Annotated in this window: 26 protein-coding genes; 8 read left to right on the top strand and 18 right to left on the bottom strand. The window is 57.2% G+C overall.

The genetic code is table 11. The annotated features are described in order from the left end of the window. The first annotated feature begins 85 nt into the window (after nucleotides 1-85). From VK574_RS02815 to VK574_RS02805, 3 genes are all read left to right on the top strand, one after another. Nucleotides 86-337: a DUF1330 domain-containing protein gene (locus tag VK574_RS02815; protein WP_472798286.1), complete on the top strand. Its 252-nt coding sequence runs from the start codon at nucleotides 86-88 to the stop codon at nucleotides 335-337. Nucleotides 338-427: 90 nt separating this feature from the next. Next, entirely contained in the window at nucleotides 428-1,339 is a 912-nt protein-coding gene (locus VK574_RS02810; RefSeq protein WP_472798285.1) for a helix-turn-helix transcriptional regulator, read from the top strand. Nucleotides 1,340-1,440: 101 nt separating this feature from the next. After that, nucleotides 1,441-2,016, top strand: a complete 576-nt coding sequence (locus VK574_RS02805; protein WP_472798284.1) for a hypothetical protein — start codon at nucleotides 1,441-1,443, stop codon at nucleotides 2,014-2,016. 217 nt (nucleotides 2,017-2,233) lie between these two features. Here VK574_RS02805 and VK574_RS02800 read toward each other — a convergent pair whose 3' ends face one another. Next, nucleotides 2,234-2,818, bottom strand: a complete 585-nt coding sequence (locus VK574_RS02800; protein WP_472798283.1) for a TetR/AcrR family transcriptional regulator — start codon at nucleotides 2,816-2,818, stop codon at nucleotides 2,234-2,236. A gap of 100 nt (nucleotides 2,819-2,918) precedes the next feature. Between VK574_RS02800 and VK574_RS02795 the strand changes: the two genes are divergently transcribed. Next, on the top strand, nucleotides 2,919-3,779 hold the full coding sequence (locus VK574_RS02795) for an SDR family NAD(P)-dependent oxidoreductase (protein ID WP_472798282.1): 861 nt from the start codon (nucleotides 2,919-2,921) through the stop codon (nucleotides 3,777-3,779). Nucleotides 3,780-4,125: 346 nt separating this feature from the next. On the opposite strand, the gene VK574_RS02790 is transcribed toward VK574_RS02795, so the two are convergent. The 5 genes from VK574_RS02790 to VK574_RS02770 form a co-directional block, all read right to left on the bottom strand. Beyond that, nucleotides 4,126-4,731, bottom strand: coding sequence for a siphovirus Gp157 family protein (locus VK574_RS02790; protein ID WP_472798281.1), 606 nt, complete (start codon nucleotides 4,729-4,731; stop codon nucleotides 4,126-4,128). A 42-nt stretch (nucleotides 4,732-4,773) separates the two neighbouring features. Continuing rightward, nucleotides 4,774-5,232: a ribonuclease H family protein gene (locus tag VK574_RS02785; RefSeq protein ID WP_472798280.1), complete on the bottom strand. Its 459-nt coding sequence runs from the start codon at nucleotides 5,230-5,232 to the stop codon at nucleotides 4,774-4,776. A 109-nt stretch (nucleotides 5,233-5,341) separates the two neighbouring features. Continuing rightward, a complete protein-coding gene (locus tag VK574_RS02780) occupies nucleotides 5,342-6,550 on the bottom strand; it encodes a vWA domain-containing protein (protein ID WP_472798279.1) in 1,209 nt (402 codons plus the stop codon). Further along, nucleotides 6,547-7,482, bottom strand: a complete 936-nt coding sequence (locus VK574_RS02775; RefSeq protein ID WP_472798278.1) for a hypothetical protein — start codon at nucleotides 7,480-7,482, stop codon at nucleotides 6,547-6,549. Before VK574_RS02775 ends, VK574_RS02780 begins: the two co-directional genes overlap by 4 nt. Beyond that, nucleotides 7,479-8,489 carry an AAA family ATPase gene (locus VK574_RS02770; RefSeq protein ID WP_472798277.1) on the bottom strand — a complete coding sequence of 337 codons (1,011 nt, stop codon included), beginning with the start codon at nucleotides 8,487-8,489 and terminating at the stop codon, nucleotides 7,479-7,481. The genes VK574_RS02775 and VK574_RS02770 overlap by 4 nt, the downstream gene beginning before the upstream one ends. 293 nt (nucleotides 8,490-8,782) lie before the next feature. Here VK574_RS02770 and VK574_RS02765 point away from each other — a divergent pair, with 293 nt between their 5' ends. Continuing rightward, nucleotides 8,783-9,607 (top strand): alpha/beta fold hydrolase, encoded by an 825-nt coding sequence (locus VK574_RS02765; protein WP_472798276.1) that lies wholly within the window; start codon nucleotides 8,783-8,785, stop codon nucleotides 9,605-9,607. Between the two features lie 201 nt (nucleotides 9,608-9,808). Here the strand turns inward: VK574_RS02765 and VK574_RS02760 are convergent, their stop codons facing one another. From VK574_RS02760 to VK574_RS02735, 6 genes are all read right to left on the bottom strand, one after another. Next, nucleotides 9,809-10,336, bottom strand: a complete 528-nt coding sequence (locus VK574_RS02760; RefSeq protein ID WP_472798275.1) for a PRTRC system protein E — start codon at nucleotides 10,334-10,336, stop codon at nucleotides 9,809-9,811. A gap of 22 nt (nucleotides 10,337-10,358) precedes the next feature. After that, the gene (locus tag VK574_RS02755) at nucleotides 10,359-10,682 is read right to left on the bottom strand and encodes a hypothetical protein (RefSeq protein ID WP_472798274.1); all 324 of its coding nucleotides are present in this window, start codon (nucleotides 10,680-10,682) and stop codon (nucleotides 10,359-10,361) included. 49 nt (nucleotides 10,683-10,731) lie between these two features. Further along, entirely contained in the window at nucleotides 10,732-11,562 is an 831-nt protein-coding gene (locus VK574_RS02750; protein WP_472798273.1) for a PRTRC system ThiF family protein, read from the bottom strand. Between the two features lies 1 nt (nucleotide 11,563). Then, nucleotides 11,564-12,271 carry a PRTRC system protein B gene (locus VK574_RS02745; protein WP_472798272.1) on the bottom strand — a complete coding sequence of 236 codons (708 nt, stop codon included), beginning with the start codon at nucleotides 12,269-12,271 and terminating at the stop codon, nucleotides 11,564-11,566. Continuing rightward, nucleotides 12,222-13,367 carry a hypothetical protein gene (locus tag VK574_RS02740; RefSeq protein ID WP_472798271.1) on the bottom strand — a complete coding sequence of 382 codons (1,146 nt, stop codon included), beginning with the start codon at nucleotides 13,365-13,367 and terminating at the stop codon, nucleotides 12,222-12,224. The genes VK574_RS02745 and VK574_RS02740 overlap by 50 nt, the downstream gene beginning before the upstream one ends. Before the next feature lie 107 nt (nucleotides 13,368-13,474). Then, nucleotides 13,475-13,687 (bottom strand): PRTRC system protein C, encoded by a 213-nt coding sequence (locus VK574_RS02735; RefSeq protein ID WP_472798270.1) that lies wholly within the window; start codon nucleotides 13,685-13,687, stop codon nucleotides 13,475-13,477. A gap of 83 nt (nucleotides 13,688-13,770) precedes the next feature. Between VK574_RS02735 and VK574_RS02730 the strand changes: the two genes are divergently transcribed. The 3 genes from VK574_RS02730 (at nucleotide 13,771) to VK574_RS02720 (ending at nucleotide 14,683) form a co-directional block, all read left to right on the top strand. After that, complete coding sequence (locus VK574_RS02730; protein ID WP_472798269.1) at nucleotides 13,771-13,983, top strand: hypothetical protein; 213 nt, start codon at nucleotides 13,771-13,773, stop codon at nucleotides 13,981-13,983. A 219-nt stretch (nucleotides 13,984-14,202) separates the two neighbouring features. Beyond that, entirely contained in the window at nucleotides 14,203-14,421 is a 219-nt protein-coding gene (locus VK574_RS02725) for a hypothetical protein (protein ID WP_472798268.1), read from the top strand. 52 nt (nucleotides 14,422-14,473) lie between these two features. After that, on the top strand, nucleotides 14,474-14,683 hold the full coding sequence (locus tag VK574_RS02720; protein WP_472798267.1) for a hypothetical protein: 210 nt from the start codon (nucleotides 14,474-14,476) through the stop codon (nucleotides 14,681-14,683). A 198-nt stretch (nucleotides 14,684-14,881) separates the two neighbouring features. Here the strand turns inward: VK574_RS02720 and VK574_RS02715 are convergent, their stop codons facing one another. From VK574_RS02715 to VK574_RS02690, 6 genes are all read right to left on the bottom strand, one after another. Continuing rightward, complete coding sequence (locus tag VK574_RS02715; protein ID WP_472798266.1) at nucleotides 14,882-17,188, bottom strand: helicase-related protein; 2,307 nt, start codon at nucleotides 17,186-17,188, stop codon at nucleotides 14,882-14,884. Nucleotides 17,189-17,370: 182 nt separating this feature from the next. After that, nucleotides 17,371-17,760: a type II toxin-antitoxin system VapC family toxin gene (locus tag VK574_RS02710; protein WP_472798265.1), complete on the bottom strand. Its 390-nt coding sequence runs from the start codon at nucleotides 17,758-17,760 to the stop codon at nucleotides 17,371-17,373. Further along, on the bottom strand, nucleotides 17,757-17,987 hold the full coding sequence (locus tag VK574_RS02705) for a type II toxin-antitoxin system Phd/YefM family antitoxin (RefSeq protein WP_472798264.1): 231 nt from the start codon (nucleotides 17,985-17,987) through the stop codon (nucleotides 17,757-17,759). The genes VK574_RS02710 and VK574_RS02705 overlap by 4 nt, the downstream gene beginning before the upstream one ends. A 401-nt stretch (nucleotides 17,988-18,388) precedes the next feature. Beyond that, nucleotides 18,389-18,523: a hypothetical protein gene (locus tag VK574_RS02700; RefSeq protein WP_472798263.1), complete on the bottom strand. Its 135-nt coding sequence runs from the start codon at nucleotides 18,521-18,523 to the stop codon at nucleotides 18,389-18,391. 14 nt (nucleotides 18,524-18,537) lie between these two features. Then, a complete protein-coding gene (locus tag VK574_RS02695; protein WP_472798262.1) occupies nucleotides 18,538-18,819 on the bottom strand; it encodes a type II toxin-antitoxin system VapC family toxin in 282 nt (93 codons plus the stop codon). After that, nucleotides 18,816-19,046, bottom strand: a complete 231-nt coding sequence (locus VK574_RS02690) for an antitoxin (RefSeq protein ID WP_472798261.1) — start codon at nucleotides 19,044-19,046, stop codon at nucleotides 18,816-18,818. Before VK574_RS02690 ends, VK574_RS02695 begins: the two co-directional genes overlap by 4 nt. Nucleotide 19,047: the final 1 nt, after the last annotated feature.

Raw genomic sequence — 19,047 nt, 5'->3', positions numbered from 1 at the left:
ACGCCCGAGGTCTGTTGAATCTGTTTTTGTAGTTGTGAGAGCACGGACATTTCATTATGGCAACCGGGGTAGCGGAAGGAAGCGTATGAAAAAGGGTTATTGGGTTGCAAGCTATCGAATGATTACAGATCCCGAAGCGCTAAAGAATTACTCTGCGCTGGCGGGTCCAGCTATTGAGGCTGCAGGTGGGAAGTTTCTATCGCGCGGTACAGCTATCGCGGCGCACGAAGCAGGCTGGGTCGAGCGGACCGTTATCATTGAGTTTGACAGCGTGGAAATAGCGAAAGCCGCCTATGAGAGCGTCGAAAGTGATTTTCGCATTCTGGTAGGAGTGTAACGAGAACTATCCGCTTCGTGCCCGCAAAATAGCCATTGTGAAGTACGGAAACTTATTCAGGGCGGATGTCATGTTAAGGAGCGCAGTCTCATGATCGAATCCGGCGCATACGGGGAACGGATGGCCGGCTATCTACACCTTACCGGGATACCAATCCACGCGACTCTGGGTTCCGGCAGATCCGAACTAGCTGTAACCAGGCTTCACGCACCGATGGGCTTCACCGATCCGACAAGTCCTATTCCGTTAGAAAGAGCCTTTTCAATCCATCTGCATCTTCGCGCAAACCAGGGAGGCCGTCTGTGGCTCTCTGGCAAATTGGTGCTCACCGGGAAACGACCTTCGGGAGGAGTGACGATCCTCGATCTCGAAGAAGACCCAATTGCGTTTTTTCCCAATCCTATTGACGTCGTGCAGTTCTATATACCACGCATTGCACTTGAAGAGTTTGCTTACGAAAACCGTATTGCCATGGTGAATACGCTCAGTTGGCCCCATTGTGAGATGGACGCAACGCTCAAACATCTGGGGATGGCCGTTCTCTCCGCAATTCAGCGCAATGAGCCTACACCGAATATCTCTTTGGACTACATCGGTCAAACCATCCTTGCGCATGCCACCTCCATCTATGGGGCCACTCCAGCTTCCCCCGGTCCGATCCGGGGACAACTGGCCCCTTGGCAGGCACGGCGCGCGAGGGAGTTCCTAGACGCGAACTTGGATGGTGATGTTTCTTTGGCTTCCGTAGCAGCCGAATGCAATCTATCGGTAAGCCATTTTGCCCACGCTTTTCGGCGGACCTTTGGGCGACCCCCGCACCGTTGGCTTATGGAACGTCGCATCGACGAGGTAAAAAAACTCCTATTAACCTCACGGTTGACACTCGCAGAAGTTGCGAGCAAGTGCGGCTTTGCCGATCAATCCGCCCTTAACAGATCTTTCAAGCGCGTTTTAGGAGAGAGTCCGGGCGAGTGGCGCAGGAGCAGAAAAGGCCATCTTTGAGCAGCTTCCTTCAAGACTCACTGCGCCAATCACCTCTACGATTCGAATGCGTATCAATCTGCAGAAGATGACAAATTCATAAAATTCGTAGGGAGATGGACATGTACAAGCTAGTCACCGCCATTACCTTTGCAGCTTCGCTCGCCGCTTCAGCACAAATGGATATGAAACTTTCGGGGCCTCAATCCACAGATAAAGAGAAAATCGCGGATGCTCTGCGGGCAGGACCGCTATTCATCACAAAGGACGCTGTCCTTGCAGACTGGCCGACGAACCCGAAGGATCCAAAGGCTAAATACCGGGTTCTACGAGCTGGCAAGAGCGACTGGACATGTCTGCCAGGAATTCCAGGCTATCCCCATGATGAACCCATGTGCCTGGATAAGACTTCGATGCAATGGATCAAAGACAGCCTCGCTGACCGGCCTGTCCACATCGACCAGATCGGTGTGATGTATATGTTCTCCGGAGCCTGGGTCCCGGATCTGCATGAAACCTCCCCAAGTTCCGATCACACGTATCATGTGGGACCTCATGCAATGATCATCACGCCTCACAATGAAGATCTCGCAAAGTTCAATCGCGACGGTTCTACGGGTCAGATTTACGTTTCACATCTGCCAGGGCACTCCGAGCTCTACCTGATCATCCCCTTCAAAGATTGGCCTCAGCAGTAGCGCAATCAAGCCATCTGACTTGAAAGCGCATCGGTAACGGGACGTTGGCTTGCGTTTAGTGATTCGTCCAACCGAAACTTCAACTGGTGATAACAGGCCTTACCACTCGTCGAGGGGGCGGTGCAGCAGCGAATCAGTTTACGATTTGGCGATTATGCGCTCGTGAAGAACCGATGGAGTGCTTTGCTCGGAGTTGCTGACGAGATGCGCGTTCAGGCTAGCGCACAGATTTCTTCGCCCGCGAAGCGGACGATGGCGTTTCGGCTAGGAGAAGCCAGGCGTTCAGTCCGAACTCAAAGCCGCTGGCTGGTTTGTTTTCGCCGTGCACCTGGCCTGCCTCCAACGTCGCTGCTCCATGCAGCAGAGCCCAGAGTGCAACCGCTGCCTCTCTCGCATGCGCCTCTCCGGTCATGTGCTGCACCTGTTCGACAGTAAAGCTCCAGAGGCTCTGGCGAGGCGAACCGGCATGGTCAGGCGTATGAAAGCTCATGAAAACTTCGTAGAGATTACGATTGTCCCTTGCGAAATGCAGGTAAGCGGCAGCCAACCTGCGGATTGTTTTCGCTGCATCCGAGCCATGCGCAGCTTTTCGCAAAGCTACCTCTAATCTGCGGGCGCATTCATCTGCGAGGGCCGCCTCAAGCGCCGCCCGGTCGGAAAAGTAGCGATAGAGTGCGTTCGGCGCGAGGCCCAGAGTAGCCGCAATGTTCCGAAGAGACAGATTGCGAATGCCGCCGCTCGACAGCTCCTCTAGGGCCGCTGAGAGGATGGCGTTTCGGTCTGTCTTGGAAGGAAAAGGCATGTGAGCAGTGTACACCTTGACCAGGAGGCAGGTATTGTGTACAGTGAACACCATGAAGGTGTGTGGTGGCCATCTTCAGCCGGAGATGGAAGGAGCGGACATGACCAGGTTCAAGGATGTCGTAATTACGGGCGTATCGACCGGTATAGGCACGGAGACAACAAGGTTTTTGATCTCGAAGGGTTATCGTGTTTTCGGCTCGGTACGAAAGCCAACTGACGCTGACCGTCTTCAGAAGGAAATGGGAGACCGCTATGTGCCCCTCATCATGGATGTCACGGATGCGGATGCAATTCAACGAGCGAGTGAGAAAGTAGGAACCCTGCTCGGCTCGAACAGGCTGTCAGGGCTGGTCAACAATGCCGGAATGGTTGTGAGCGGACCGCTTTTGCATCTGAGGCCGAGCGAGTTCAGACGCCAGCTTGAGGCCAACATGACGGGCCCACTGATGGTGACGCAAGCCTTTGCTCCGCTGCTTGGTACAGACAACAAGAGAACGGGCCCGGTGGGTCGCATTGTCAATATCGGTTCCACGGTTGCGAAGGTCGTACCGCCTTTCCTGGGTGCGTACGCCGCCTCGAAGTGGGGACTTGAAGGTATGTCGGAGGCACTGCGGCGCGAACTGAAGTTATTTGGGATCGATCTGGTGATTATTGAGCCCGGGGCGGTTAACACTGCTATGTATGACAAGGGTGAAACCGAGGACCTGAGCGAGTTCAAGACGACTCCTTATTGGGGAGCGATCGAGAACTTTCGGAAATATATTGTGACGGAGGGACGCAAAGGGTTGCCCCCTGAGCGACTTGCCAGTACGGTGTATGCAGCACTGACCGCAGCGAAGCCGAAGACCAGATATGCCGTAGTGCCGCAACGCTTGAAAAACTGGACACTACCCAGGCTGCTTCCAAGCCGGATGGTCGATGATGCAATTGCAAAGCAGATGGGATTCATCAGGAAGTAAGGTGAAGGCAAGTGCGCCGCCTCAATACTGGGATGTCAGTCAGCGTTGAGGATTCGAGCGCAGGAATTCTGAAATGGTGACAACACCCGCAAGCCGAGTCACTCATTGAACGCGACATTATGAGCACACTCAGAAAACACGCGCTGGCGACATGCTTCAGCCATGCGAATTCCTTCGCGTGACTTGGGACTTTTTGGGCCATAGTTCAACTCGGCCCGCAGTGGGCACACAACCGGCACACCGAGCATCGGGGAGATTAGGTTTTATGGAGGTCCAGGAGAGGTGTCGTTGATCGGCGACTCAGTAGCAACAACCCCGATCGGGGGATGAAATTGGCCAATACCGATCACACCACTCGCAGGTGTAATCCCCTGCGCACCTCGGCACCGGGCACGACTTCGCTTTGGGCTATAGCCGCTTTGATGGCATCGTTGTCTGGCCGGGTTCCCTGAACCGACGATTCCAGAGTTTCTGCAAGCTCGTCCGGTAGATTCGACAACACCGTCTCCCAGATGATTCCGGGAATCCGCGCCTCAATCCTGCAATAGCACTTGGGCAGCACTCCCTCGTCGATGATTCGTACCGAGTCCTGGCTGTTCTTCTGGGCTCGCAAGGTGAATTGCTGGCCTTCAATCTTCTTTAGATCTCGGCTCAGTAGGTAATACAGAACCATATTCTTCGTGCGCTCGACCTTGCTCGCTACTGCACGTGCCCGGTCAGCGAGCCGTGCGGATTCGTCGCGGCAGAACTGTTCGCGTGCTTCCATCATGCGCACGAAGCGGCCGATCCGGTCAACCTTCTCACCGTGCCCCTCGCAGAACAATTGGAACCGGGCGATGAGGTCTTCGGAGGCTTGACTCTCTGACTCTACCTGCTGCTCCATCTCTTCGAGAAGTCCATCGAGTTCCATATCAATTTGAAATAGCGAGTTCGCCTCTGCAATTGAAGCCATGTGTGTCTCTCCTTCTGTAACGCTGTATGAACTTTGCCGGCATCAGGCTGCGGCCTTCTGTCGCACCCAGAGCGTTCGACCGGCCTGATATGCCAGCCTGTCGGCGCGGACCTGTTCCCGATTTCCGTTGTGTCCTTTGATCCACGTCCAACGGATGCGAAGCGTGGCATTCAACGCGATCAGTTCCGACCACAACGCGCGATGCTGCAGTTGGTTTCCACGTCGATTTCGCCATCCCTGGCGCTGCCAACGGAAGACGAAGACTCGCATTCCATAGATCAGGTATTCCGAGTCCGAATAGAGTTCAACGCGCGCCTGGCCCGGGAGTGACCGAAGCGCCTGGACCGCTGCGAACAACTCCATCTCCGAGATAGTCGTCCAAGGGAAGGCGCCGGACATTTCCCAACGTCGTTTCCCTTGCATCAATACCGCGCCCCATCCACCTGGTCCCGGATTTCCGATCGCGGAGCCGTCCGTGAAAATGCGATATGTCTGATTCACAGAAAGCCTCCTTCTCCAAGTCAATTGGGGCGACGATCGAATAATTGGTCTGAGATCGAGATCCTCGTTTGCTAGTGCGGATGCACCGCAACCCGCCGACCAGTTTGGGCTAGGCAGTCTGCATAGGAATGACCTCGCCGAACGGGGCCTTCTTGCTTCCTGTCGAGGCCCACAGGACGGGATAAGAGGGAGCGGACGGTGGAAATGACCCGTAGAGGTCGGTCAGAAAGACCAGACACTGTGGCCGGATGCCCTGATCGTCGAGCCATTCGAAGCACGGACCAAACTCCGTACCTCCTCCACCCACCGGGTTGAGATCAATGCGTTGTCCGGCTTCGTAGGTCTCCACTTTCTGAACCACTGCGTCGAAGTAGAGAACGTAAACGCGCTCCGGACGCTGGCCTTCAAGAATCGAACGCACTTCGGCTTCAAAGAGCCGCAGTTGCCGCGCACTCACTGATCCGGAGCAGTCGACGGCGATCGCGACCTCGCCCACACCATCGCATACCACTCCCGGCAAGTAGAGCCCTGTCCAGATGTGGCGGCGGTTGGGGCGCACCCAGCTATAGTCCGCAGGAATGGTCTCCGACCAGAACCGCCGCAGCAGTTCACGCCAGTCGACAGCGGCCTCTGCAGATCCTTCCAGAGTCCGGTTGAGACCGGCTGGAACCTTGCCCGCCTGCCAGGCAACGGTCGTCGCCTGGTTGACCGCGATGTTCCACTCCCTCGCCTGTTCCTCCATGGTCGGAGTTTCCTTGTTGGGCACAGGCGCATCGAGGACCTGGCCGATTCCGCCTTCGGTCATGGGAGCGGGCGGTTCATTCGCTTTGCCGGCGGGCGGTTGCTCAACGTTCGATCCCTCCCGACCTGGCTCGTTCTCTTCATCCTTACTGCCGGAATCTTGCCCTGCTTCCGTTTCAAGGAGGTTATAGATCTGCTCCGCACTCATTCTCCGAAAGCGATCGTCGAGAAGGACTCCCTCGGGCAGATTGAGACCTGCATCAACGAGCAAAGGGTTGATGGCGTAATCGCACGCCATATTCCAGCGCTTTGGATCGCGCCCCGAGCGCCGCACATGATGGTGCAGCGCCGGATGCATGACCTCATGAGCCAGTGTTCCGGCCAGGGTCGCAGCGTTGAGCGTTTCAACGAAATCAGGGTTGTAGTAGAGCGACACGCCATCAGTGGCCATCGTTTGAATTGACCGGCACTCGCAATCCTTCAATCGAAAGAGGAGCGAGCCGAAGAAGGGGTGATCGAGCACAAGGGCGGTGCGCGCCTTCTGAATACGGCGCGAGGTTGGCGTCTCAATTCTCATACCGCCGCGGGCGCCTCCATGTACGCGGACATGCGAGTGAAGATGTCGTCGGCGGTCGGGCCAAGAACGGTTTCCGCCGCTTCTCGGCCGCGCAATACGTCGTCCATCTGGGCGACGATGTTGGCAGCGTCGGCCGCCGTAGTGACGCGCAGGAGGTCGTGTTTCTTGAGGTCCTGCGCAGAGTAGTTGCAAAGCCGCTCTTTGATCTGATCCGCAAAGCGGTTCAGGTCAGCGTCGCCACTGACGTTGAGTCGGGGCAATATCTCGACGATGTCGAGTACATTGGTGACCAGCGAGCTGTGGAAGCGCGACTCCGGTTCGTTCAGCCGGTCGACCATGTGCGCGACTGCTTCCCGAACCCGTCTCCACAGGTCTTCGGTCCCGCGTGTCAGAGATTCACGGACATTCGCATCAATCTCGCGCGAAACCCGCGCCTGTTCTTCGGCCGACATCTGAACCCGGAAGTCCGCGCCGGTCGGGATGGGCAGGATTTCTACCTTCAGGCCAAACTTCGTCCGCAGCTTTTCCGCGACCGGGTAGTCTTCCTCCCGGAAGAGGCCGTTCAACTCCGGCCTCACTTGTTCGATGTATTGCGGATAGACCCGAAGAAAACTATCGACTCCCTGCTCGAAGCTTGATTCGAACTCACGCATCCGCCCCATGAGATCGAAATAGAAATTCGCTGGCAAGAGACGAAATCCTTCGTCGGACCAGGGTAGGGTGATCTTGTAGAAATACTGCCGGATCTGCCCGGCGAGCATGCGAAGTTCGTCCAGCTTGTCCGCTCCGCGCAACAGTTGCTTGTTATAGCGGCCGGCTCCCTGATGCGCTCCATGTTGATCCGCCACGTCGCGGCTGACCTTTCGGTCGTGTTTCACGGCAGTCCAAATACTGATGTGGACTGCCGCGAGCATTGCGCGTTCCGTAATCATTGGATGACCTCCCGGTATTCCACCCCGAAGCGAACGAACTCCGGGGTATGGGTGATCGTGGTGTCGCGCGCTGCCGCATCGCGCATTGCCATCACGCGCATTTCGGTCGGCATCCGCTCGAGATACGTGAGTCCTCTGTCTACTGAGCTGTCGCTCAACACTCTGCCAAGGGCGGTAGCGATCGCGATTTGTGCGGACGGCTCCGCGGGGACTGTTGCCGTCGCGGGATTGAGCAGAATTTCGTCAATCGACGGCAGCTGGCGAAACAACCGGAGGAAAGCGACAAGCTCCGAGGCCGCTGCCAGCCCCACCGTTCCATCGAGGAGCTGCGCTTCAAATTCGCTGGTTCCTGTGAGAAGCTGTGTCTTCTGCCGACGGGCGATGCCGCAAAGTACCTGCGAGGCCATCTCCCAGGAGCGTGGCGTTGGCCAGGCGTTGACCTCCGAAGTCGCGTCCGCTGTATGTAGGAGATCCGGCTTGAAGCGCAGGAAGGCAATGATCTCGGGACGGACCTGGGCCTTGACCGCCCACCTCGACCAGTCGTCAAGATCCGGTTCAAGGTCCAGATGCACGAAACGGTTGCGCAACGGACGAGGCATGGCAAAGTGAACGCCGCGTTCCGACGCTGGATTGCCGGCGGCGATGACAACCCAGTCATCGGGCAGCGTATATTCGCCGAGTTTCCTGTCGAGCACCAACTGGTAGCAACCCGCCTGGGTCATCTGCGGCGCTGAGGTCAATTCATCGAGGAAGAGGATGCCCTTGCCGGTCGTCGGAAGAAACTTCGGGGGCGCCCATTCCGTCTGATCCGCTGCGATTCGAGGTAGGCCGCGCAGGTCGACCGGATCGAGTTGCACGGCCCGCACATCGAGAAAGTCGTAGTCGAGATCGTTGGCGACCTGGGAAACGATCTGTGACTTCCCAACGCCGCAGGAGCCCCAGATGTGCAGGGGCACACGTTCGCCAATGAGCGCATGAAGCGCCTCATAGAGCTTCGATGGTTTCATGAAGAGTCCTCGATTGATTTGAAGTGTGCGGGAATGAACTTGTGGTCAAGTACGACAACTGGCTGGAATTGGGTGAGCTTCTGGATCGGACGATCCACTCGGTGCGCGCAATTTGAACACCAGATGGGCTGGATTAGCGCGTCGCCCTGCCAGCACCATTCGGGGCTGTGTCTTGATGGCCCCGTGACTCGGTACATAGTGTGTGCTTTGGAATGGGCAGGGATTCTTCTCTCCGAAGCAAGCGAGTGTGATCTAATTGGCGGGCGTTAATCCAATTGTCACAAGGAGTCTGTATGCCCACCATCACAACCAAAGACGGCGTTGAGATTTTTTACAAGGACTGGGGTTCCGGGCAGCCGATTGTGTTCAGCCATGGGTGGCCGCTTTCGGCCGATGACTGGGATAACCAGATGCTGTTCTTCCTGGGGAAGGGCTATCGCGTGATAGCGCATGACCGGCGTGGGCATGGACGCTCGACGCAGGTGGCCGATGGACACGATATGGACCATTATGCGGATGACCTGGCGGCGCTTACGGCGCATCTCGGTTTGAAGGAGACGATCCATGTGGGGCACTCGACGGGCGGCGGTGAAGTGGTGCACTATCTGGCTCGGCGTGGGCAACAGGACGTATACAAGGCTGCGATTATCAGCGCGGTGCCTCCGCTGATGGTGAAGACGGCGGCCAATCCAGAGGGCCTGCCGAAATCAGTGTTTGACGATCTGGAGGCGCAGCTTGCGGCGAACCGGTCGAAGTTCTATCGCGACCTGCCGGAGGGGCCTTTCTATGGATTTAACCGACCGGGGGTGAAGTCGTCGGAGGCCACCATTGCAAATTGGTGGCGGCAGGGGATGATGGGCGGCGCCAAGGCGCACTATGACGGGATCGTGGCGTTTTCGCAGACGGACTTTACGGAAGATCTGACGAAGATCACGATTCCGGTGCTGGTGATGCATAGCGAGGACGACCAGATTGTTCAATATGTGGCGGCCGGTCCGAAGTCAGCAAAGCTGCTGAAGAATGGGACCCTGATCACCTATAAGGATTTTCCGCATGGCATGCCTACTACGCAGGCGGAGAAGATCAACGCCGATTTGCTGGCATTCCTCAAGAGCTGAAGATTTAGCTTCTAGATGATCAGACACCCTGGTACACGAGTGCAACAAAGTCACTCGGGTACTGGAACAGGTTGCCCCACACCGCGTCATATCGCGCCCCAGGCTTAGCCACGCCAACTTTCGGCAAGGACTTACCCTGTTTTTTGAGGACTGCAACCTTGTCGCGGATTGTGGACTTCACCCTCTCAATAGGATATGCGCTTACGCGGCTTCATCCAGGTCGCCAAAATCATCCGTTGGCTCATCTTCGGCGGCTTCGGAAAGAATCTCCTCTTCCTCATCCAATTCAGTCGCCATAGTCGCCGGCGCTGGAGAATCAAAGAGGTTCGCCGTCCTCGAAGGCTCCTCTTTAACCGGCTGCGCCGGCCTTGGCGTATCGGTCGGTGTAGTTGTCTCCGGCTTCGGCGTCTCTCTCTTTGCCGTTGTCTTCGCCTTCGAGCGGGCTTCTGCCTGAGCGGTCTTCGCTGCGGCATCCATCTCCGCCTTCGCACGATCCAGTGTGTTCCTCAGTTCGAGGTGGGCCGAGACAAAGTTGACCAGCGTCGTGGGCAGGTCGTTGTCAAGCTCGTCCGCCGTTCCGGTCACCGTAAGCGGCGTCGTGAGCGCAGCGTTCTCGCCATCCTTCAATTTCTGCGGGATGACGTTCACGCGAATTTGGTCATCTTCGATATGGGTGACGGTCAGCAGGACAGCGCGCTGCCGCAGATAAGGAGCAAGCTCTTTGAACATGGGTTTCTCCTGGTGAAATGGGTCACTTAGGGCGTGACCCTTTCCTCGTTGACTTCTTGAGTTCCGGATCATCCCAGTGCAAGGTGTAGCGCCGGCCGAGCGCCAGATTCTGGTTGTATGCCATAGGATCGCAGTCTCGCTGCCACAAAAGGCGATAGAGAGTATTGACGGCCGACTTCATGATGGCCTTCATCTCTTCATCGGAGATGTGGGAGACTTCCCGATTGCCGCTGCAAGTCGTGCATGGCCTTCCGGCATGCAGGTCCTCGATCGGGCCATTGCGAAAGGCTAAGGCGACAAGTGCCTTTGCCTCTACAACCAAGTCGGCATCAAGCGTCATCTTCATGGACAGTCTCCGGTACGGTTCCACCATACGCCGCTCTCATTAGACAAGATCACACCGTTCGATATTGAGCTTTCTTGGAGCGCCTCCGCATCTGCGACCAAAGATCCGGATCGACTGGCAATGCGCTCATCTTTCCTGACTTCGCATTGAAGAAGGCGCCGTGGTGACTTAGCTTCCCATACCGAAAGAGTTGCGCCAGCATGGCCAACGCACTCGCAGCAAGTGTCTGGTTGATGAACGGCTCCTGCCGATCCAGGGCTTCAAGCGCCGAACAACTCGGCATCGGATCTTCGCCTGCTTGTGCGTCGACGATTTCTGGGAATAGCTCACTGACCGTGCGGAGCCGCTGCGCCTTCCGGCGGTTGCGCGCATTCAGCGGCTGGCCGAGAACAAACTGCCCGCTCGATGCATTGTTGCCAAGATCGAGCCAATAGCAGGTCTGGCTCAGAGCACGCGAGAACGAATCCTCGATTGCCTTGCGGGCGGCACGGGTGTCCACGCACCCAAAAACCAAGTCCGGGCATCTGTCATGACTGCGGTCGAATTGGTTGCGGTCGAAGGAACAAGCGTGAAAATGACTGGGGATCGCCGACCAACTCGTACCCCAGAACAGGTTGAGGCGATTGATGAGCACGGTGGCTTTGTTCTGGCCGATGTCGGAGATGGAGAAGGGCTGCCGGACGCAGTTCGATTCAGAAACTTGATCGGCATCCATCATCGCAACATCGAGGCCGTAGCGATGACCCCAGGCGCGCATTGCCTGGTGGAAGTAGGGCAGCCCCATAACAATGGCGCTGCCGGTTCCGCCCGCGCCGACCACCAGGACACGCACTGCACGATGACGAAGCAAATCGGGCGGAAGAGTGTGCTCGACGCGCATGCTAGTCCCTTCCGCCGCGCACGAACTCGGCCAGCGTTTGCGACAACTCGATCAATGTCCTGACCGGAAATGGCCCGTGTTTGCCTGCGAGGCCGCTCCACAGTCCCTCGAACCCTCCCGGGTGGCGGGTCAAGCGGCCCACATTGGCGTGCGTGAAGGCACTCTCGTAGAACCCGCGCTCCCATTCCGGAATCGAGACTGCCCTTGCACTGTCTGGGCGACGCATAGTACCCGTACAGACACGACCGTCGTCCGATAGGTTCCAGAACGGTGCTACCGCCAGGTTGGTCGTCGCGGCCGGCCGCCTGTTCTCGGCAAGAGCCCGAATCTTGAGATCCCCGCTATCGACACGCCATACCAAAGCAGGCTGCGGAAACGTGCAGCCGTTCAATCTCCTGGCCTTCTGCTCGGAGTTCTCATAGAACATCTGGCGGCGGCACGCCGCGGTCCACCAGGCGATCATGCGGTCGCCTTTGGCGAGTACATTTTCAGGGAGGACCTCGGCGGAGGAGGTGCCGGCGAGCGAGCGCACCAACGACTCGAGAAATCCAAGGGAGAGAGGCTGAGCCGGCTCGAGTGTCGGTGGTGCGTCCTTGTGAAGTGTCACCTGGTGCCGAGTAACGAAGCTGCGCTGGCGATCACCATAAACCAGCAGCGCCTCACGCAGCTCGAAGCGATGGTTCTCTCCGATCGAGATGTGTACCTGCATTTCGTTTCTCCCAGTCCACAATGGCCTCCACCAGTTGGAAGAGCTCGTGATTGAGGGCGATGAACCGCCCAACCACGCGCAGCGCTCGCCGCACCTCTTCGGGCTTTTGAGGAGAGAAGACCACTCCCAATGTCGGCTCCGCACTCCCTTCCAACATGTACTGGCTCTCTTCGTCGAAACACGCGACCACCGCGTCGTGTTCCCTGAAAGCCACCAGCAGGGACGGCAGCGGAATCGTGTCATAGCCGCCGTCTTCGCGGAAGCAAACATCCGTTGGTTGCCTAGACCGCGACAGCCGCTCGATCGTCCGCAGGCGTTCGATCCAGGAGCAGTACTGGCCAGTCATGTGCTCACGAAGAAGTCGACGCGCTTTGAGAATGAATACGCGATGGTCTCCGGAGACCAATGTCTGCTGAATGCACTCTGGCAGCGCCTTCTCGACTTCAGGGAACTCATACTGTTCGCGGTTCTCTTCGCCGTCCTCTGCGTACTCGTGCATCCGCTCCTCATACTCGAGGGCATCCTCGTGGTTATAGATCCGCATCACCCGATAAAGGGCGTAGGTCAGCGTCCAGTAGAATGCTGCACCGAGACCCGGCGCTTCCGCTTCGAGAGCCGCAATTGCCGGGCCGATCTTAAGAAATCCGCACCCGCTGGACTCGATCATCACAGCCAGCCGGCCATTCCCGAGTAACTTGTCCTCGCCATCCCGTTCGGCGACGTCGCTCACGCTCAGGTGATACTCGACGTTGCGCTGAAGCAGGTTCAAACGTTCCTCGCCGATCGACTCCATGATGGCGCGCTCGGCGAAGACTTGGGCGCTGTCCTCGCACCTCCGCCAGGTCTCCGGACCTGCCAGTCCTTCTCGCACCAAAGCCGCACAGAGGTCGTAAAGCAACTCAGCACGGAATTCGTGGCTGTAGGTTGTTGGTACTGCGCCGAGCGCGGGCAGCGCCTGTGTGAAGACTGGCGCCAGCGTGGTTATCCCAATGGGGGCAATAGCTCGGGCGGAGCGGTCAGCGGATGGCCGTCGCTTGCTCTGTAGCGATCTATCGCTTCGGTCAGGTACTGAGCTGCTGCGAGAGATTCTTTGCATCGGAAGTGCCTCACGAGCATTTGGCTCGACTCCGGAGGGGGAGCCGTCGCCTTCGCCGCGAACAGTGCCAGGAGGTCAGCCGCTGTCATCACTTTCGACGGCATAGTTTAGCCTTTCGTGCCAATTGCCCGGTTGAAGGTGTAGCGCAGCACTGAACCGGTCGCTTCTGGTCCGGACACCGATGCCGTGGCGATTTCTGGGTAATTGGGAGTGAGGAGGTCGCGGACTTGTTCAACAGTAAGGTCCGGACCCGGATCGGGGATGCGAATCCCGTTGTAGTGGAACTCGCGCGCGAGTGCTTCCGCCTTAAGGTTGCTCATCTTCATTTTCTCCTTATAGAGGGGTTCAGGAAACGTCGCGGCCCGCCGCAGACCACGCCTTGGACAAGGAGTAAACCGGTGCGATGCTGGACACCAAATCAAAATCCGAACTTGTGACTGACCTGCGCTATGCTCTCGACGTCATGGAAGAGTATTCACACCTCGGACTGCACAATGAAGCCGCCAGCAAACTCCGCGAAATCATCGTTCGCCAAATCGACAACGCCCGCGCCGGTCTCTCCTGCTATCCTCCCGCACCTTTTCGCTTCCCCATCTCGCTGAAGATCTACGATTAGAGAAATTTTCTCCTGTACCAACGCCGAGTCATGCTAGCGTAATTTCCAGCGCAGCTCGCCAACCCAGGCTTGAACGTGACGACTTGGGGGAGGAGTCACGTTTGTGCGAGGCCGGCTGCGCCGCCTCCCCTCACCCCCCGCATTCGAGGTTGTGTGACGAATATCACCAACTAAATCCCCTCCTCAGGCGGTTCTGATGGCACTCTAGTTGAATCTGCGATGAGCATCCAGCCTCCAGACGACCTCCTCAGCGTGCTCCGCGCAAACCTGTGCCGCATCGAGGAAGAGCACCACGACGAGGATCTGGCTCCGGCCGCGCTTGAACTCAAACGCCTCTTGCTTTGTCGCATCGCCAACATCGAAGCCGCGATAGAGAACCTCAACGAAATCATGCGGCGGAACGCTCGGGGCAAGACTCCCCCAGGCGCCGAAGATTGACCCAACAGAATTTGCCTCCGCTGCACTGATTCGGTGGAAAAATCGCCACTCGATGGGCCACCGCCTTCCCCAGGAACTTCTCGACGAGCTGCGGACCTACCTGCTGCACTTCAATGAGACCGGCCACCTCGGAAATACCGAGACCGTCGGGGAGATCAAACGCCGCCTTCTCGATCGCATCTCCGAAGTGGAGGCCGAACTCAGAGTCAGAGGAAAGAGCAATGGTCCCTCGAATCCGCACAGCCGCATCAAAGGACCATAGATACAACCCATCCAGAAAGAGAGTTAGATAAAGAGCCCTTGTTTTACAACAAGTGGAGGAATTGGCTCGTGACGTATCACAATCTTCTCGACGACTCAGCTAGTTCCGTCGCTCCATTGGACGAGTTCACAGCTTTGGCAACGAACTTCCCTTGTTCCTCACTCTAATGTCACCTCTGGAGTTGAATGGTGCGGCGGGTCAGTCGAAAAGACTGAGCTGCACATTGACTTCGGTGGCAGTTGGCCAGACCGCATTTTTCTTCGGCTTCTTTGATGGCGTACCCGGCTCCAGGAAGCGGATGCCGAATGGTGTTGGAACCGATGGCACCGCAATCGGCACTGACAGATCGAGCACGGGGCCGGGTTCCTGCTCCGGTTCTGGTGCTACCTCAGTCGCGTGTGGCAACACCTTTTCGCGTTCGCTGTCGAGTTCTCGCCATACCGCGTCCGCGGATTCTCCCACGCCTGCCTTCTCCACCAGTTCCCGCGCCATCGCGCTCATCAGGTCTTCGTCGGTATCGAGTGCCTGCAACCCTTCGCCCGAAAACTTTCCTTCCATCATGAGAGCCACGAGCATCTTCTTGCCCATCAGACGAAGGCACGTCTCCTGCATCGTGCTGGAGTACGTGACAAACTTCACCCTCACCGGAAATCTCTGCCCGATGCGCCACGATCTTCGGCTGGCCTGGCGCAGCGTGTGCAAGGAATAGCCCGTCTCATAGAAGTAGAGAGTCGGAAAAGCCAGAAGATCCAATCCCGTCTCAACCAGCTTGGGATGGCAGATTACCACCTCAACACCGGCCTTCAATTGCCGGTCGTACCAATCCTCTCGCTTATCGGTTGGAACAGACGATCGCAGGACCGCGATACGGATGCCCTCCTGCCGCAGGATGGTCTCCAGTCGCAGTGTGACGTCCTTCTCGCCTGTGAAAGTCGCATAAACCTGGCAACGTCGCCCCTGCCGCAATTCCTCTTTCACGTCGGCAACGAGAGTGCGTTCCTTCGCATACAGAGCTTCCCGCGTGAGGTTCTCCGGTTCCGTCACCAGGAACTTTACATACTCGTGAGTCTGTGGATCGAACGCGCGCGCCCAGATCTCCTCGAAGTCGTAGGGATGATCGGGGTAAAGAAGGAGCGTGTTGAGCAGGATGCTCATCAGGCTCTTGTTTCCCCGATGCGCTTTCATCGCGGAGCGAATATCCTCCTCCAAGCGTTCGTAGGCTTTTTGGAGGACATCATCCATGTCAACCGAAATGACGCTCTCGTCGTAGTGGGGCAGGTTGTTGGAGATGTCTTCAAGCGACAGGAAAGCGGTGGTGTTCATCAGAAACTTGCCGAAGAGCAGCGGCGAGGCTCCCGGTTTCCGTAGAACTCGGACCGTCTTCTTGGTGGCTCTCGAGCAGGCATTGTCTGCCTCTTCCACCTTCTCGATGGTTTCAAGAACGCCGTACTGCTCCTGAAAATCTCGCCGCCCCTGGCCTCCGTAGGCGAAGCCCTCGCGCACCATTACGCGGGGTTCCATGCGGTAGAAGATGTTGAAGAGGTCGTCGGCGTAGCCGCCCATCAGGGTTCCGGTGAGCGCGATCAATCTCTGCGCAGCGCGTCCGAGGACGCCAAGACCATTGCCCTGTGCGGTGTCGCCGGCTAGCTGGTGCAGTTCATCGGCAATGGCGAAGTCGAACCACCCGCGCATGTACCGTCCGATGAACTCGATCGGCGCCATACGCTGAATCTTGGATCGGTCCGCCTGCCAGAGCGCAGAGAAGCGGGTGGTGCCTCCTCGTGGTGAGGCGAGGGTCTCCGAGACCTTCACCTTGTCTCGAAAGTCGAGTGCGGTCAGTTTCGCCATCTCTGCATCGAGCATGGCCATGCCGGAATCAGGGTTGACCACCCCTCCGAGATTCGGACCGGACTTTGCTTTGAGATAGACATGCTCCCAGAAGTAGCCCAGCTTGCCTTTGTCTTTGCCGGTAATGAAGAACGTGGGCCCGGGAAAGCGCCTTCGCCACTGTTTTCGACCGATGCGCCTCATTTCAGACAACGTCAGGCGCTTGCCCTCATACACCATCCTGCCTTTGCCCAACGTCACTTCGCAGATACCGTGCGGCCGACTTGGATCGCCGCCATTGCGCATGTCCTCAATGAGGAACGTCCGGGCACGCGGGATCGTCAACAGGACCTCACGCGCCCACTTGTGCGTGATATGCGACGGGCACATCACCAGCGTTGTCTTCGGTCGGCCGTCGCTGAGCACATGGATCGTCCCCAGCGCCATGAAGGTCTTGCCCGCGCCGCATTCCGCTACGATGCGTGTGGCCTTTGCTTCGCGGAGGTATTTCGCTGTTCCGGTGATAGCCAGCGCCTGGGCGGGCAGCGGCTTGCGCAGCAGCGCCGCAAGAGCAGGTGCGACCGGATCTTTGGTGCTCTGGAGCGGGGGATAGTTTTCAAGAATGCGTTCGGCCAGGACAGGGCCGAACTGGCGCAGGTAATCGAAGATCGTCTCCATTGGGAGCTACCTCGTGGGAAAGCAGTTCGGGAGATTCGCGGACATCGATCACTGGCCGGCAACGACGAGAGGGGCAGCGCTCGCGGGGATAAGAAGGACCGTGCCTTTCGAGGAAAAAGAATGGGCGCTCCCTGAGGAGCGCCCTGCTTAGACTTGCTGCAATGTGCAGAATTGTGGATCCATTACCAGATGATCGGAATCATGCCTGACTTCTTGATGAGCTTGTCGTGCGTAACGAGTTCGGTTCCTTCGACCAGCGCAGTAGCTCCAATCAATCGGTCCTGGGGATCTTTCGGATAGGAATCGGGGAAGCTGACCGCGCGAGCAGCGATCTCCGGGGTAATGGGAAGCACCGTCATTTTGGAAGCGCACAGGCGGACGAAGGATTCTACGCTGAGAGTGGTTTCTACCCGCCCCCTTTCGGCGAGCCAAGCCAACTCCATCAAAGTAATTCCTGCAATTGCAAGTCCGCCTTGAAGACGGGCGGCGCGGATGGCGTCCCTCGCGCGTTTCGACAGTCTGTTCGGTTCAAAAGCAAGCCAGATGACGATATGAGTGTCGAGAAGTATCATTCGGGCAGATTCCAATCCGAAACAGGAATCGTGTTCTCGACGTCTCCAACAATGCGGCCTTTTCCTGCCAGAAAGCCGAAGATGTCGTCTTCATTGGACACAACCCGGATGATTTGAACAACCGGCTTCCCGTGTTTTGTAACCACCACTGGCTGACCGCTTTCGGCGACCTGGTCCATCACGGCGAGACACTTGGATTTGAATTGGGCGGCTGGAATCTTCTGCACGGGACCCTCCTCCGAAAATATGACCATTATATTATGACCACTTTAGAAAAAGCAAGTCGCTGAGCGTGTGTGCACCTGTCGGTGTTTCGTTTCAGCACTGAATCCGGCTTTTGCCTGCGGAGATATTTTGCAGTCCCGGTGATGGCGAGTGCCTGAGCAAGCAGGAAGTGCCTTGCGCAGAAGTGCCGCGAGAGACGGAGCAACGGGGTCATTCGTGCTCTGCAGCGGATGGTCGGTTTCGAGAATACGCTCTGCCAATGCGGGGCCGAATACACGCAGATAATCGAAGGCCGTCTCCATGGAGATACCTCGGAAATGGGGATGTCGATTGCTCTAAAGAAGGTCTTGATCAATCTAAAGGGCGCTCCACGGAGCGCCCTTCTTCACGTCCCGTGGCGTTCTTAGTGCCTCGGTTTGGTCCAGTTCTCGATCTTTAGCCCGGCAATGCGTTCGAACTCGCGTGTATTGTTTGTCACTAGGGTCATTTCGAGACAGCGTGCGTGCGCAGCAATAAAGAGGTCGTTGGCGCCTATCATCTTTCCCCGTACCTTTAAAGTGGCGCGTATCTGAGCATAGTGGTGCGCTGCGTCGCCTGGATAATCGCTGCGTCGCCTGGATAATCAAGGACTTCGACATACCGAAGGTATTCGTCGAGCGCCGCTCGATCCCTCTGGTGCCGGGGCGACACTGCGACGCTATATTCGAGTTCCGATTTCGTGATCGCTGAAATTCCGACCTCACCAACTGCGACGCGTTGAAGTCGACGCAGAACCTCGTCATCGGAGCGCTCCATGACATAGGAGGATATATCTGAATCAAGCAGAAAAGTCATCCGAGTTTGCGCTCCTGCACCGGCAAATCCTCCACTCCTTCCATGAACTCTTCTGAAGCAACTGGCCCCGATTTCAAATATGCAGACCAATCCTGCGGCCTTGGCGAGAGGATCACATGATCGCCTTGCTTGCGTATAAAGACTTCTGAGGTGGAGAACTGAAACTCTTTAGGAAGCCGCACAGCTTGGCTTCGGTTATTTTTGAAAATCTTGGCAGTTCGTTGCACC

Origin of the sequence: Occallatibacter sp., assembly GCF_035317045.1 — a bacterium.
Lineage (GTDB): Bacteria > Acidobacteriota > Terriglobia > Terriglobales > Acidobacteriaceae > Telmatobacter.
Note: the sequence above shows the minus strand (reverse complement) of the source record. Positions and strands in the feature narration are given on the sequence as shown.